We start from the raw sequence: 16,309 nt of genomic DNA on the forward strand, positions 1-16,309 counted from the left end.
CTATTCAGCTGTAATTACTTCTGCTGATTCTTCTTGCTCCATACGGATTTGACGGTAACGTTGCATACCTGTACCAGCCGGAACTAGTTTACCGATAATTACGTTTTCCTTCAGACCTAGAAGCTCATCACGTTTACCTTTAATTGCAGCATCCGTTAACACACGTGTTGTTTCCTGGAATGATGCAGCTGATAAGAATGATTCTGTTTCAAGAGAAGCTTTTGTAATACCTAAGATGACAGGACGGCAAGTTGCTGGAGTTTTTCCGCTTAATACGGCTTCAGCATTTGCTTCAGAGAATTGGTGGATATCAAGAAGTGACCCTGGTAATAACTCTGTGTCACCCGCTTCAATCACGCGCACTTTACGAAGCATTTGGCGAACCATTACTTCGATGTGTTTGTCTCCGATTTCTACCCCTTGCATACGGTATACTTTCTGTACTTCTTTTAATAAATATTCTTGAACTGTCGATACATCTTTTACTTTTAATAATTGCTTCGGATCGATAGAACCTTCAGACAATGTTTGACCCGCTACAATTGTGTCGCCTTCTGCTACTTTCAGACGCGCATTGTAAGGTGCTTGGTATTTACGTGTTTCCACATCACCTTGGATCGTTACTTCTTTAAGACCTTCACGAATCTCTTCGATTTCGATTACTGTACCAGTAATTTCAGAAATGACCGCTTGACCTTTAGGGTTACGCGCTTCGAAAATTTCCTGGATACGTGGAAGACCTTGTGTAATATCGTTACCGGCTACACCACCTGTATGGAATGTACGCATCGTTAACTGTGTACCTGGCTCACCGATAGATTGTGCAGCAATAATACCAACTGCTTCACCAACTTCTACCTCTTCACCAGTAGCTAAGTTCATACCGTAACATTTTTTACATACGCCGTGTTTTGTATTACATGTAAATGCAGAACGGATTGTAATTTCATCGATATTAGCATCGATAATTACACGAGCAATATCTTGTGTAACTAAACCATCACGCTCTACGATAACCGCTCCTGTTTCTGGATGGCGAACTGTTTTCTTCACGTAACGACCAACAATACGTTCGTCTAACGCTTCGATTAATTCGTTTCCTTCCATTAATGAACCGATTAATAAACCGCGGTCAGTACCACAGTCGTCTTCACGAACGATAACATCTTGTGCTACGTCTACTAAACGACGAGTTAAGTAACCTGAGTCGGCAGTTTTTAGTGCTGTATCGGCAAGACCTTTACGCGCACCATGTGTAGAGATGAAGTACTCTAATACTGTTAAACCTTCACGGAATGAAGACTTGATTGGTAACTCGATAATACGACCAGCCGGGTTGGCCATCAGACCACGCATACCAGCTAACTGTGTAAAGTTCGATGCGTTACCACGGGCACCAGAGTCAGACATCATGAAGATTGGGTTTGTTTTTTGTAAAGATTTCATCAGCTTGCCTTGAATTTCATCTTTGGCAGCTGTCCATACGTTAATAACTCGGTTATAACGCTCTTCCTCAGTGATTAAACCGCGGCGGAACTGGATCATTACTTTATCTACTTTGCTTTGGGCTTCCTCTAAGATGACACCTTTATCAGGTAATACGACGATATCAGATACACCTACTGTAATACCAGCACGAGTAGAATATTTGAAACCTAAGTTTTTCATGCGGTCAAGCATCTTAGAAGTTTCTGTAATGTGGAACTCTTTGAATACTTCAGCAATAACATTTCCTAAGAATTTCTTACGGAAAGGATCTACTACAGGCATATTTGTGAAGTGTTTCGCTAAAATAGCGCGGCGTTGTGCTTCAACTTTTTCTGATTCAGATAAATCAGCATAGCCTTCTGTAGCTTCAATTTCTTTCAGTAACTCTTCGTCAATTGTTAAGTTCACGAAGTATTTTTCAGGTGTTTTTTGCTCTAAGTTGACTGCAGTAGGCTCATTAATATAAGGGAATGAGCTTGGTAAAATTTCATTGAAGATTACTTTACCTACAGTCGATAATAAGAACATTTTATTTTGTTCTTCTGTAAATGTCGGGTTATTTAATGAGCTTGCTTTAATCGCAATACGAGAGTGTAAATGTACATGACCGTTTTGGTAGGCGATTAACACTTCGTTTGAATCATTAAATATTGCTCCTTCACCACGAGCACCTTCACGCTCAAGTGTTAAGTAATAGTTACCTAATACCATATCCTGAGATGGAGTTACTACCGGTTTCCCGTCTTTCGGGTTAAGGATGTTTTGCGCTGCTAACATAAGTAAGCGAGCTTCCGCTTGTGCTTCAGCTGATAATGGAACGTGAACCGCCATTTGGTCACCATCGAAGTCAGCGTTATAAGCTGTACATACTAATGGGTGAAGACGGATTGCACGGCCTTCTACTAGTGTAGGCTCGAATGCTTGGATACCAAGACGGTGCAATGTCGGTGCACGGTTAAGTAATACCGGATGCTCACGAATTACATCTTCTAATACATCCCAAACTTCATTGTGTAAACGCTCAATTTTACGTTTTGCACTCTTAATGTTATGGGCAAGGCCACGTTCTACTAACTCTTTCATTACGAAAGGTTTGAATAGTTCGATTGCCATTTCTTTTGGAAGACCACATTGGTACATTTTTAAGTTAGGACCTACTACGATAACCGAACGACCAGAGTAGTCTACACGTTTACCAAGTAAGTTTTGACGGAAACGACCTTGTTTCCCTTTCAGCATATGTGAAAGTGATTTTAAAGGACGGTTACCAGGACCTGTTACAGGACGGCCGCGACGACCATTATCGATTAATGCGTCAACCGCTTCTTGTAACATACGTTTTTCGTTTTGAACGATGATGCTTGGTGCACCAAGGTCAAGTAAACGTTTTAAACGGTTGTTACGGTTAATAACACGACGGTAAAGGTCATTTAAGTCAGATGTAGCAAAACGTCCACCATCTAATTGCACCATCGGACGAAGCTCTGGCGGAATTACCGGTAGTACATCTAAGATCATCCACTCTGGTTTGTTGCCTGAGTTACGGAATGATTCTACTACTTCTAAACGTTTAATCGCACGTGTACGGCGTTGGCCTTGTGCAGATTTTAACTCTTCTTTTAAAACTTGTGTTTCATCTTCTAAGTCAATTTTCTCTAAAAGACGTTTAATCGCTTCAGCACCCATTGCTGCTTCGAATTCGTTGCCATACTTTTCACGGTATGCACGGTATTCTTTTTCAGAAAGTAAGTCTTTATAGCCTAAAGACGTTTGACCTGGGTCGACTACTACATATGAAGCAAAGTAAATTACTTCTTCCAGTGCACGTGGAGACATATCTAAAATAAGACCCATACGGCTTGGAATACCTTTGAAGTACCAAATATGTGATACAGGTGCTGCTAGTTCGATATGTCCTTGACGTTCACGGCGAACTTTCGAACGCGTTACTTCTACGCCACAACGGTCACAAACGACACCTTTATAACGTACACGCTTATATTTACCACAGTGACATTCCCAGTCTTTTGTTGGTCCGAAAATACGTTCACAGAATAGACCATCTTTTTCTGGTTTTAATGTACGGTAGTTAATTGTTTCTGGTTTTTTTACTTCTCCGTATGACCAAGAACGGATCTTGTCAGGTGAAGCTAAACCAATTTTCATATATTCAAATTCATTAACATCGATCAAGGAGCCTACCTCCCTTTAGTTATAAGTCGTAAATGACTTTTAATGTAGCTCTACACTTACAAAATTTCATATTAGGCCATAATGAAACTTGTATCTAAAATTATTCAATTATGCCTTGGCATAATTGCGTCCAGATTTTTATGAGTTTACTCATAAAGTTTCCTTTATAAAATCTGCGACATCTGCCAGAGCCTATTTTCATTCTAAGAATGAAAATAGAAAAACCGGGCAGGGCATATACCTGCCCGATTCAATTGAAGTTATTCAAATGATTCTACTGGGTCTTCTTCTTTGTCATTAGATCTTTCGACAGGTGCAGCTACTTCATCTTCATCGTCAAGGTCGCGTAATTCCACTTCCTCGTCGTTGATTGTAAGCATCTTCACATCCATACCTAATGATTGAAGTTCTTTAATTAATACTTTGAATGATTCTGGAACACCTGGTTCTGGAACACTTTCACCTTTTACGATTGCTTCGTATGTTTTCACACGACCTACAACGTCATCCGATTTTACAGTTAAAATCTCTTGTAACGTGTAAGCAGCACCGTATGCTTCAAGTGCCCAAACCTCCATCTCACCGAAGCGCTGACCACCGAATTGTGCTTTACCACCAAGCGGCTGTTGCGTTACTAATGAGTAAGGTCCAGTTGAACGTGCATGAAGTTTATCGTCAACCATGTGCGCAAGTTTAATCATGTACATGACACCAACAGAAACGCGGCTATCGAATGGCTCACCTGAACGTCCATCATAAAGAATTGTTTTACCGTCACGGTTCATACCAGCTTCTTCCATCGTTTCCCAAACATCGGCTTCGTTGGCACCATCGAATACTGGTGACGCCATGTGAATACCTAAGTAACGTGAAGCCATACCTAAGTGTAGCTCAAGCACTTGTCCGATGTTCATACGAGAAGGTACCCCTAGTGGGTTAAGCATGATATCAACTGGTGTTCCGTCCGGCATGAACGGCATATCCTCTTCCGGTAAGATACGTGAAATTACACCTTTGTTACCGTGACGTCCGGCCATTTTGTCACCAACGCGGATTTTACGTTTTTGAACAATATAAGCACGAACTAATTGGTTTACACCTGGTGGTAATTCATCGCCGTCTTCACGGTTGAATACTTTAACATCTAAAATGATACCGCCGGCTCCGTGTGGTACACGCAGAGAAGTATCACGTACTTCACGCGCTTTTTCACCGAAGATAGCATGTAATAAACGCTCTTCCGCAGTTAACTCTGTAACTCCTTTTGGCGTAACTTTACCTACTAGAATGTCACCATCGCGAACTTCTGCACCGATACGGATAATTCCGCGGTCGTCCAAGTTACGAAGTGCATCTTCACCCACGTTTGGAATATCACGTGTGATTTCTTCAGGTCCAAGCTTAGTATCACGAGACTCTGATTCATATTCTTCAATATGAACAGAAGTATATACATCGTCTTTAACAAGGCGTTCACTCATAATTACAGCATCCTCGTAGTTGAAGCCGTCCCATGTCATGAACGCAACAAGTACGTTTTGACCAAGTGCTAATTCGCCTTTTTCCATTGATGGACCATCAGCTAAAATATCACGAGGTTTTACACGGTCGCCAACTTTTACGATTGGACGTTGGTTATAAGAAGTACCTTGGTTAGAACGAATGAATTTTTGTAATTTATATTTTGTTAAATCGCCTTTTACTTCTTTACCATCTACTAGCTCAATACGACGTACGTGAATTGAACGTGCTTCTACATGTTCAACAATACCATCGAATTTCGCTACTACAGCAGCACCTGAATCACGTGCATCTACGTGCTCCATACCTGTACCAACGAATGGTGCATTTGGGTATAGTAATGGAACAGCTTGACGTTGCATGTTCGCTCCCATTAACGCACGGTTTGAGTCGTCGTTTTCTAAGAACGGAATACACGCTGTCGCAGCAGATACTACTTGTTTAGGTGATACATCCATGTAGTCGATACGGTCTTTAGAGAATACAGTGTTGTCACCACGGAAACGTCCAACAACTTCTTCATTCGCGAAAGTACCGTCTTCATTTAAGATTGAGTTCGCTTGTGCAACTACATAGTTATCCTCTTCGTCAGCAGTTAAGTAATGGATCTCGCTCGTTACAGCACCTGTTTCTGGATCAACACGGCGGTAAGGAGTTTCGATGAAGCCAAACTTGTTAACTTTTGCGAATGATGATAATGAGTTGATAAGACCGATGTTCGGTCCCTCTGGAGTCTCGATTGGACACATACGACCATAGTGAGAGTAGTGAACGTCACGTACTTCCATACCAGCACGCTCACGTGTTAAACCACCAGGCCCTAATGCAGATAGACGACGCTTGTGCGTTAACTCTGCTAATGGGTTAGTTTGGTCCATGAACTGAGACAATTGAGAGCTACCGAAGAACTCTTTAATTGAAGCGATAACAGGACGGATATTGATTAATTGTTGCGGTACGATTGCAGCTGTGTCGTTAATTGACATACGCTCACGTACTACACGCTCCATACGAGATAAACCGATACGGAATTGGTTTTGTAGTAATTCACCAACAGAACGTAAACGACGGTTACCTAAATGGTCAATATCATCTGTGTTACCAACGTCATATAATAAATTGAAGAAGTACGATACAGAAGCCAATACATCGGCCGGAGTAATGTTTTTCACTTCTTCATCTACATAAGCGTTTGAAATAACGTTAATTTCTTTTTGTGCTTCATCATTTGGTGCAAAGATTTTAACCGATTGAATTGTAATATCATCTTCCAATACACCACCAACTTGGTTTAATGTACGGAATCCAACACCACTTTCTAAATAAGGAATTAACTTATCTAAATTACGGCGGTCTAATAATGTACCTGCTTCTACGATAATTTCTCCTGTGTCAGGGTCCACTAACGTTTCTGCAATCGTTTGGTTGAATAAACGATTTTTGATGTGAAGCTTTTTGTTCATTTTGTAACGACCAACATTTGCTAAATCATAGCGTTTTGCGTCAAAGAAGCGAGAATATAATAAGTTCTTCGCAGATTCGACTGTTGGTGGTTCACCAGGACGTAAACGTTCGTAGATTTCAAGAAGAGCCTTTTCAGTACCTTCTGTATTATCTTTTTCTAACGTATTACGTAAATATTCATTGTCACCAATGATATCTAAAATTTCTTGATCCGAGCCAAAACCTAATGCACGTAAAAGTACTGTTACCGGTAATTTACGTGTACGGTCGATACGTACATATACAACATCTTTAGCGTCTGTTTCATATTCAAGCCATGCACCGCGGTTTGGAATAACCGTTGCACCAAAGCCTTTTTTACCGTTTTTATCCGTTTTTTCGTGGAAGTATACACTTGGAGAACGAACTAACTGTGAAACGATAACACGCTCAGCACCGTTAATAATAAACGTACCTGTTTCTGTCATTAATGGGAAATCACCCATGAAGACATCTTGCTCTTTCACTTCGTTTGTTTCTTTGTTGTGCAAACGCACTTTAACACGTAATGGTGCAGCATAAGTAACATCACGCTCTTTACATTCATCCACATCATACTTAGGATCTCCTAAAGTATAGTCGACGAATTCTAATGAAAGATTACCTGTAAAATCTTCGATTGGAGAAATGTCGTGGAACATCTCGCGCAACCCTTCTTCAAGGAACCACTCATAAGATGCTGTTTGGATTTCGATTAGATTCGGAAGTTCCAGCACCTCACTAATACGCGCAAAGCTTCTACGCTGGCGGTGTTGTCCGTACTGAACTAGTTGACCTGTCAACTCATTCACCCCTCAATAAAGCGATAATAGGTCTTTGCAAAAACATACAAATAGTGTATGATTTCGAAAGACAAAAAGAAAACGAGACTTTTTTTAAACCTCATTTTCGGTTAAACTTAACTTATTCTTAGCAGTATACCCGTAACTTTGAATATTTAATGCAAAAGGGCATACTACCTCAAAATAATAATTTTGCATTTTATTATGTTATCATACTCGATTTGTCAAGTCAATAATGGAAACTAATCTTACTTATTTTTTTGCTCGAATAATCCAATATCCTTTTTTCTTCTCAACGACATCTACTTCTGAAAACATTTCTTCTAAATGACTCATAGTTGATGGAGCACCTTGCTTCTTCTGAATAACAATCCACAGCTCACCATTTTCCGCCAATAACTCGTATGCACCGTCATAAAACTTGAAAATCGTTTCTTTACCAGCACGAATTGGAGGGTTTGTTAATACTGCGGCTACTTTTGTTCCAGGTTCAACAGCGGCTAATCCATCGCTTTCAAAAATACGTACATTTTGAACCCCGTTAAGCTGGGCATTTTTTTGAGACAAACTAACTGCTCGTGAATTAATATCCATCATGTACACTTCACGATCAGGGTTGTTTTTTGCAATCGATAATCCGATCGGTCCATAGCCACAACCTACATCAAGCAAAACACCATCAATTTTAGGCATTTCAAACACATCGATTAGTACACGGGAACCAAAATCTACTTCGCTTTTACTGAATACACCCGTATCCGTTTCAAACGTAAATGTATTGCCTAATAAAGTGAATTTCCATTGGCGTGGTTTACTCTCAGTTTGAGGCTTATTTGAATAATAATGTTCAGACATGCAACACGCCTCCTTAGAAAAAATACATTTTGCGGTAATTTGTGCAAAATGATGTCTTTTCATGTGGATTACTATAAAAAATCAATATTTTCATATCCACAAAAGTTAAATAAAGAAAAGCCCGCCGCAAAAATGTGACGAGCTTTCCTTATTAAACTAAGCTCAGAGCCTAGCAATTAAAGTTAAACTGAAATTATTTAACTTCTACTGAAGCGCCAACTTCTTCAAGTTTAGCTTTGATAGCTTCAGCTTCGTCTTTAGAAACGCCTTCTTTAAGAGCTTTAGGAGCGTTATCTACAACTTCTTTAGCTTCTTTTAAGCCTAAACCAGTGATTTCACGAACCACTTTGATTACTTTGATTTTTTCTCCACCAGCAGAAGCTAGTACTACGTCAAACTCAGTTTTTTCTTCAGCAGCGCCTGCAGCACCACCAGCAGCTACTGCTACTGGAGCAGCAGCTGTTACACCGAATTCTTCTTCGATTGCTTTTACTAAATCGTTTAATTCTAGAACTGTCATAGCTTTGATAGCTTCTAAGATTTGCTCATTGTTCATTTTAATTTCCTCCTATGGAATGTTTATTAGTTTTAGGCAGTTTGCCTGATTTTTGAAGTTATGAGGCTACTATTAAGCGCCTTGCTCTTCTTTTTGTTCTGCAACAGCTTTTGTTGCAAGTGCGAAGTTGCGCACTGGAGCTTGAAGTACAGATAAAAGCATTGATAATAGACCTTCGCGAGATGGAAGTTCTGCAAGAGCTTTAACGTCTTCAACTGATGCCAATGTACCTTCGATGATACCAGCTTTAATTTCTAACGCTTCGTTTTTCTTAGCGAACTCGTTAATAATTTTAGCAGGAGCTACTACGTCCTCGTTAGAGAATGCGATAGCGTTAGGACCAGTTAAAAATTCATTGATTCCTTCTAAACCAGCAGCTTCAGCAGCACGGCGAGTTAAAGTGTTTTTGTAAACTTTGAACTCAACACCTGCTTCACGTAATTGCTTACGTAATTCAGTTACTTGCGCTACAGTTAAACCACGGTAATCTACTACTACTACAGAACCAGCAGCAGAGAATTTATCAGCGATTTCTTGAACTTGAACTTTTTTAGTTTCGATTGCTTTGCTCATGATGACACCTCCTATTAGAATGAGTCATTTATACCGACAAAGAAAAGCCTCTATATCAATAATAGACATAGAGGCTGAAAGTACATCATCTTAAAAAGAATCCGAACTCCTATGTCCTCGGTAGGATCATTAAGTGCTACATGGCACCCCTACTGTCTACGGTACAAATGGATGATTCACAACAGCATTCATCTTACCAAGTAAGAAGCGCGTTGTCAACAAATTTTATAAAACGGTTTTAAAAAACCGGAAATTATTTAACTGTTACGTTAGCAGCGTCAACTTTTACAGCAGGACCCATTGTAGTTGTAACGTTTACAGACTTCATGTAAGTACCTTTTGCTGCAGCTGGCTTAGCTTTTTGAACTACTTCAAATACAGCTAAGAAGTTTTCTACTAATTTTTCTGTATCGAAAGAAACTTTACCGATTGGAGCGTGGATGATACCAGACTTTTCAGCACGGTATTCTACTTTACCAGCTTTGATTTCTTCGATAGCTTTTGTTACGTCAAATGTAACTGTACCTGTTTTAGGGTTTGGCATTAAACCTTTAGGACCTAATACACGACCTAATTTACCAACTTCACCCATCATGTCAGGAGTTGCAACGATTACATCGAAATCAAACCAACCTTGTTGGATTTTTTGGATGTATTCTGCATCGCCTACATAGTCTGCGCCAGCAGCTTCTGCTTCTTTAAGTTTTTCGCCTTTAGCGAAAACTAATACGCGTTGAGTTTTACCAGTACCGTGTGGTAATACTACCGCACCACGGATTTGTTGGTCGTTTTTACGAGTATCGATACCTAATTTGAATGCTACTTCTACAGTTGCATCAAAGTTTACAGTGCTTGTTTTTTGCGCTAATGCTACTGCTTCTTCAACAGAGTATAAAGTTGCGCGGTCGATTAATTTAGCTGCTTCTTGCAGTTTTTTACCTTTTTTAGCCATTATAATTTCCTCCTTGATTGTGGTTGTAACGGATTTGACCTCCCACGAATAAAGGTTGCGCACTCATCAAACAAGTATCCGAGTGCAGCAACCTTCCAAAAACAAAAACATCATCAAGTGTTGAAGATGGGATTAGTCTTCGATCGTAATACCCATGCTTCGCGCAGTACCTTCAACCATTAACATAGCAGCTTCAACTGAAGCAGCGTTAAGGTCTGGCATTTTTTGTTCAGCGATTTCGCGAACTTTATCACGTTTAACCGTTGCGACTTTTTTACGATTTGGTTCACCAGATCCAGATTGGATACCAGCAGCTACTTTAAGTAGTACTGCAGCTGGCGGAGTTTTTGTAATAAAAGTGAATGAACGGTCTTCAAATACTGAAATTTCAACTGGAATGATAAGACCAGCTTGATCAGCAGTACGAGCGTTAAATTCTTTACAGAATCCCATAATGTTTACACCTGCTTGACCTAATGCAGGACCAACCGGTGGCGCTGGGTTTGCTTTACCAGCAGGGATTTGAAGTTTTACAACTTTAATAACTTTTTTAGCCACGAGACACACCTCCTTAAGTCCGTGATGTGGTAACTGGGTTGCCCCTCCCACTCAAATATCTGTTCGTCAGCTAACTTGCCGATAACATTAAAACTAATTATAATCATACGTCCAAAACTTGGACAGTCTGACCTTTGAAATGATAACACTTTTAAATTACTTAATCAAGTCTAAATAATTCTATATTTTTTGAACTTGGTTAAAGTCCAGTTCCATTACCGTTTCGCGACCGAACATATCAACAAGAACTTTTAATTTCGCTTTTTCTACGTCTACTTCTTCTACGCGGCCTTGGAAATGTGCAAATGGTCCTTCAAGAACTTCTACAACTTCACCAACAGTAATTTCAACTTCACCTAATAATGTTTCATTCATACCCATTTGTGCAAGCAGGCGTTCCGCTTCTTCCGGTAATAATGGAGTCGGTTTTACACCGCCGCCTGAAGAACCGATAAATCCTGTAACACCAGGTGTATTACGAACGACATACCAAGCATCATCTGTCATAATCAATTCTACTAAAACGTAACCAGGGAAGATTTTACGCATTACCGCTTTTTTCTTACCGTCTTCTTTTACATCAATCTCTTCATGCTCAGCTACGATTACACGGAAAATTTTATCTTGCATTCCCATTGTTTCAACGCGTTTTTCAAGATTTGCTTTTACTCGGTTTTCATAACCTGAATACGTATGAACTACATACCAATTTTTCTCCATATAGGTAGGACTAAATCGTCCGTCCCTCCTTTACATTAAGTGTGTTAGGGTATATATTTCCCTTTTCACAAAACTTCAATAATCTATTTCTTAAATTAAGCTGTCAGCATTTTTTAACAAATGAAAAAACCCGTTATATGGCATGGACGGGCTATTTCGAAATATTAACATGATATTGCTTACAGAGACAAGAACCAACGGAATAATTCTGAGATTCCTAAATCTATTACAGTAAAGAATAACGCCATCACGATAACCGTTGAAATAACTACTACCGTATACTTCGTTAACTCTTTACGTTTCGGCCAACTTGTTTTGCGCATTTCCGAGCCGACTTCTTGCAGAAAGTTTGTTACTTTACTCATCTTTGGCTAACCTCCGAACAACGAATTAATCTATGTTTCATTTATAACGTTTGTTTATGCATTGTATGCTCATTGCAATGAGAGCAAAATTTCTTCAGTTCTAAACGCTCGGTTGCCCCTTCTTTTTTCGGGACATTGTAGTTTCTTGAACCGCATTTTTCACAACTTAAAACGACTTTCTTTGCCATGTTTATCACCTTTTCGGCAGTTTGTCCTTTAAAGACTAACACCTAAATTTCCCACTGTCAATAAAGGCTCGTGGAGTTTAAGTCATTTCTTTTAATTCAAGATGACGCTCCAATTTACGCTTCACTCGCTGTAATGCATTATCGATGGATTTTACATGGCGGTCCAATTCTTCAGAAATTTCATTATAGGATTGTCCTTCCAAATAACGAACCAGCACTTGCTGTTCGAGTTCGCTCAATACTTCACCCATCTTCTCTTCCAAATAAAGATAATCTTCACGATTGATCATCAAATACTCCGGATCGTCCGAAATCGGACTCGTAATAATATCCATAAGCGTACGCTCCGACTCTTCATCGTAAATTGGCTTATCTAAGGAAACATATGAATTTAGCGGAATATGCTTTTGTCTAGTAGCCGTTTTAATTGCGGTAATGATCTGCCTTGTAATGCAAAGCTCCGCAAAGGCACGGAATGACGCCAGCTTGTCCTCCTTGAAATCCCGAATCGCCTTATATAAGCCAATCATTCCTTCTTGTATGATATCTTCTTTATCCGCACCAATTAAAAAATACGACCGCGCTTTTGCCTTAACAAACAATCGGTATTTTGAAATTAAAAAATCTAGCGCATCTGTATTGCCAAGATGCACTTGTTCTACAAGCTCTTCATCTGTCAAATGTTCAAAACGTAGTACCATTTGTAACTTCTCACTTTTAAGCAATGAAAATCACCTCAGTTACGCTAGAATAATTAGGAATAGTATAACTTAATTGGAATTTACGGGCAATCTATTACTTGAGCCCTCTTCTCCATTTTTCAAACTGCAGTTCTACTTCTTTTGATAGCTTAATCCTTGAGGCCGGTTTTTCGTCGGTTGATTCTTTTACTTTGGATGAAATTTTAGATTGAATAATTTGCATTTCAATTTCAAGCTCACGGGCCGATTTCCTTAATGCACCATGACCAAATACAACATTTTGTTCAGTCATATCTGAAGTTGCGACGTGTACTTGGATTTTCCGTCCTTTTAATTCGTTCGATAATTTTTCAATGCGCTCGTCCGCTGTTTCGTTTTTACGGGTATAAAGCACTTCCACGGCATGCTGAATATACAGTTGCTCAGTACCCGGTACAAGATGGGCATCAAATACAACGATAACACGCCAGCCAGTATGTGCTTTATACTCCGCCATTCGTTCAATTAACCGGTCACGTGCATCTTCGAAGTGAGGCTCGCGTAACGGACGAAGCTCACTCCATGCACCGATCATGTTATAGCCGTCTACTAGCAATATGTTTTGCATGACCTCATCCGTTAGCTTCTTGTCGTTTGCGGTACACTTCATACATAAGTAATGCCGCTGCTACGGAAGCATTCAATGATGTTACATGACCAACCATTGGCAAGTGATATAAGAAGTCACATTTATCTTTCAAAAGACGGCTCATTCCCTTACCTTCACTACCAATAATTAATGCAAGCGGTAATGTTGCATCCATTTTACGATAATCAGCCGAACCTTTTGCATCTGTCCCAGCAATCCATACACCGCGGTCTTTCAGCTCATCCACTGTTTGGGCTAAATTGGTAACCCGCACAACAGGGACATGCTCGATTGCACCTGTGGAAGCTTTAGCGACAACTGCCGTTAAACCAACTGCACGGCGTTTTGGAATAATGATACCATGCGCACCGATCGCATCGGCTGTACGCATAATCGAACCTAAGTTATGCGGGTCTTCCAATTCGTCCAAAATTAAAAAGAACGGGTCTTCGTTTTTTGCCTTCGCCGCATCAAATAAATCATCCAATTCTGCATAGTCATATGCCGCAACCGATGCCACAATTCCCTGATGATTTTCTGCAAGCTTGTCTACTTTTTGCTTCGGTACAAACTGAACAAGGACACCTTGCTCTTTTGCTAAGTCCATCAGCTCCTGGACACCTGTTTTTTTGACGCCTTCAGCTATCCATAATTTATTGATTTCTCGGCCTGCGCGTAGTGCCTCAAGTACCGGATTTTTCCCTGCAATCATTTCTCCTGTCAGTTCTTCCTGGGCAGATTGCGGTTTTTCTTGTTGCTTTTTCTCATGAGTTTTAAAAGTATCTGCTTTTTTATCGCGTCCTTTAAAATCTCTTGGTTTACGATTTTGCTGTCTTTTCTCTGCCATAGTTACACTCCTTTTGCCTGTTCGACAATTTCGATTGCGTAATCGATTATTTCATTTGCGCGTTGATGTTCTTTGCTCAGGAATAAGAAGCCTAAAACCGCTTCAAATCCAGAACTATTACGGTATGTGCGGACATCTGTATTTTTCGGAACAGATCCTGATTTGGCATTGCGTCCTCTACGGAAAACAGCTTGCTCTTCTTCTGTTAAATATTTCTCTTCGATCATGCGATGCACAATATTGGACTGGGACTTGGCCGAAACGTATTTCGTTGCTTCTTTATGCAATGTGTTAGGCTTGGCACGACCCGACAATATTAAATGTTCACGAATTCTTTGTTCAAGCACGGCGTCGCCCATATAAGCGAGCGCCAGTGCATTTAACTGTATGACATCATGTGGTGTTAAATTTTGCATTTACTGTCCTCGTTTCCAGCGTGTACCTTGACGAGTATCTTCAAGAACAATATCCATGCCCAAAAGCTGGTCGCGGATTTCATCTGAACGAGCAAAATCACGGTTTTTACGGGCTTGGTTACGTTCTTCAATTAATGCCTCGATTTCTTCATCGAGTAAGCCTGCTTCTACTTTTATATGAATACCTAATACATTTCCAATTGTATCAAACATCGTTAAAATTGCCTGTAATACTTCTTTATCCGTATTCGCTTCGTTTAAATACACATTAGCAATATGGGAAAGTTCAAATAATGCCGAAACCGCATTGGCTGTATTAAAGTCATCGTTCATCGCATTTTCAAAATCAACTTTAATCTGACTGATTTTTTCAAGCCACTGTTCGCTGTTATCCCCTAAACTTGCAGAAGAAGACAGACGGTGCTCGACATTCGTATACGATGTACGAATACGGTCCAATCCGCTTTTCGCTGCTTCCACCAAATCCTGAGCGAAGTTAATCGGGTTGCGGTAATGTACTGACAGCATAAAGAAACGCAATACTTGCGGATCGATTTGCTTGCGAATATCATTCACTAAAATAAAGTTACCAAGTGATTTTGACATTTTTTCATTATCAATATTAATATAGCCGTTATGCATCCAATAACGCGCAAATGTTGTATCGTTATGCGCTTCGGATTGGGCAATTTCGTTTTCGTGGTGAGGGAATGTTAAATCCTGTCCGCCTGCGTGAATGTCGATTGTATCGCCTAAGTGCTCGCGCGCCATTACAGAACATTCAATATGCCATCCAGGACGTCCTTCTCCCCATGGTGATGCCCACTTGATTTCACCTGCTTTTGCAGCTTTCCATAATGCGAAATCCAACGGGTCTTCCTTTTTCTCACCCGCTTCAATACGCGCTCCTACTTTTAAATCATCAATCGATTGGTGACTTAACTTTCCGTAACCATTAAATTTACGTGTACGGTAATAAACATCACCTTGCGATTCATATGCATAGCCTTTGTCGATCAGCACTTTAATAAACGCGATAATATCATCCATATGCTCTGTTACACGCGGGTGGGCATCCGCCTTTTGGCATCCCAGTGCCGTAATATCTTCAAAATAAGCAGCAATAAAACGATTTGTTAATACAGAAGTTTCTTCACCCAACTCATTCGCTGCTTTAATAATTTTGTCATCTACATCGGTAAAGTTTGAAACGAACTTCACTTCATAACCTGCATATTGTAAATAGCGGCGTACTGTATCATAGACGATTACCGGGCGGGAATTTCCAATATGAATGTAATTGTATACAGTTGGTCCGCATACATACATTTTTACTTTACCTTCCTCCAACGGAATAAATGGTTCTTTTTGTCTTGTCAACGAATTGAAAATTTGAATCGTCATATTGCCTCTCCTTTTTCGTAGTACTCTTTAAATGTCATTGGTTTAAATTGTCATTTTAA

Annotated in this window: 15 protein-coding genes and 1 other annotated feature; all 15 genes read right to left on the minus strand. The window is 39.9% G+C overall.

Annotated features, from left to right (window positions below; translation table 11 throughout):
* Complete coding sequence (gene rpoC / locus MKY71_RS17900; protein ID WP_340733517.1) at nt 1–3,681, minus strand: DNA-directed RNA polymerase subunit beta'; 3,681 nt, start codon at nt 3,679–3,681, stop codon at nt 1–3.
* A 260-nt stretch (nt 3,682–3,941) separates the two neighbouring features.
* Nucleotides 3,942–7,496, minus strand: a complete 3,555-nt coding sequence (gene rpoB / locus MKY71_RS17905) for a DNA-directed RNA polymerase subunit beta (RefSeq protein WP_340716750.1) — start codon at nt 7,494–7,496, stop codon at nt 3,942–3,944.
* Between the two features lie 243 nt (nt 7,497–7,739).
* The gene (locus MKY71_RS17910; protein ID WP_340733518.1) at nt 7,740–8,342 is read right to left on the minus strand and encodes a class I SAM-dependent methyltransferase; all 603 of its coding nucleotides are present in this window, start codon (nt 8,340–8,342) and stop codon (nt 7,740–7,742) included.
* A 193-nt stretch (nt 8,343–8,535) separates the two neighbouring features.
* Nucleotides 8,536–8,898, minus strand: coding sequence for a 50S ribosomal protein L7/L12 (rplL, locus tag MKY71_RS17915; RefSeq protein WP_339174418.1), 363 nt, complete (start codon nt 8,896–8,898; stop codon nt 8,536–8,538).
* A gap of 72 nt (nt 8,899–8,970) precedes the next feature.
* Entirely contained in the window at nt 8,971–9,471 is a 501-nt protein-coding gene (gene rplJ, locus MKY71_RS17920) for a 50S ribosomal protein L10 (RefSeq protein WP_339174420.1), read from the minus strand.
* Nucleotides 9,472–9,503: 32 nt separating this feature from the next.
* Nucleotides 9,504–9,651, minus strand: a sequence feature (ribosomal protein L10 leader region).
* 73 nt (nt 9,652–9,724) lie between these two features.
* Nucleotides 9,725–10,423 carry a 50S ribosomal protein L1 gene (gene rplA / locus MKY71_RS17925; RefSeq protein ID WP_087617866.1) on the minus strand — a complete coding sequence of 233 codons (699 nt, stop codon included), beginning with the start codon at nt 10,421–10,423 and terminating at the stop codon, nt 9,725–9,727.
* A 132-nt stretch (nt 10,424–10,555) separates the two neighbouring features.
* Entirely contained in the window at nt 10,556–10,981 is a 426-nt protein-coding gene (gene rplK / locus MKY71_RS17930) for a 50S ribosomal protein L11 (protein WP_008406998.1), read from the minus strand.
* Nucleotides 10,982–11,161: 180 nt separating this feature from the next.
* Nucleotides 11,162–11,701 (minus strand): transcription termination/antitermination protein NusG, encoded by a 540-nt coding sequence (gene nusG / locus MKY71_RS17935; protein ID WP_339174423.1) that lies wholly within the window; start codon nt 11,699–11,701, stop codon nt 11,162–11,164.
* Between the two features lie 179 nt (nt 11,702–11,880).
* Complete coding sequence (gene secE / locus MKY71_RS17940) at nt 11,881–12,066, minus strand: preprotein translocase subunit SecE (protein WP_339174426.1); 186 nt, start codon at nt 12,064–12,066, stop codon at nt 11,881–11,883.
* A 41-nt stretch (nt 12,067–12,107) separates the two neighbouring features.
* Entirely contained in the window at nt 12,108–12,254 is a 147-nt protein-coding gene (rpmG, locus tag MKY71_RS17945; protein ID WP_079523505.1) for a 50S ribosomal protein L33, read from the minus strand.
* Between the two features lie 77 nt (nt 12,255–12,331).
* Nucleotides 12,332–12,955: an RNA polymerase sporulation sigma factor SigH gene (sigH, locus tag MKY71_RS17950; protein ID WP_169797433.1), complete on the minus strand. Its 624-nt coding sequence runs from the start codon at nt 12,953–12,955 to the stop codon at nt 12,332–12,334.
* A 94-nt stretch (nt 12,956–13,049) separates the two neighbouring features.
* On the minus strand, nt 13,050–13,562 hold the full coding sequence (locus tag MKY71_RS17955; RefSeq protein ID WP_339174431.1) for an NYN domain-containing protein: 513 nt from the start codon (nt 13,560–13,562) through the stop codon (nt 13,050–13,052).
* 4 nt (nt 13,563–13,566) lie between these two features.
* Nucleotides 13,567–14,430 (minus strand): 23S rRNA (guanosine(2251)-2'-O)-methyltransferase RlmB, encoded by an 864-nt coding sequence (gene rlmB, locus MKY71_RS17960; RefSeq protein WP_339174435.1) that lies wholly within the window; start codon nt 14,428–14,430, stop codon nt 13,567–13,569.
* Nucleotides 14,431–14,432: 2 nt separating this feature from the next.
* Nucleotides 14,433–14,846, minus strand: coding sequence for a Mini-ribonuclease 3 (locus MKY71_RS17965; RefSeq protein WP_339196586.1), 414 nt, complete (start codon nt 14,844–14,846; stop codon nt 14,433–14,435).
* On the minus strand, nt 14,847–16,250 hold the full coding sequence (gene cysS / locus MKY71_RS17970; RefSeq protein WP_339174441.1) for a cysteine--tRNA ligase: 1,404 nt from the start codon (nt 16,248–16,250) through the stop codon (nt 14,847–14,849). It lies immediately after the preceding gene.
* Nucleotides 16,251–16,309 lie beyond the last annotated feature (59 nt).

Origin of the sequence: Solibacillus sp. FSL W7-1324 (genome assembly GCF_038008025.1) — a bacterium.
GTDB lineage: Bacteria > Bacillota > Bacilli > Bacillales_A > Planococcaceae > Solibacillus.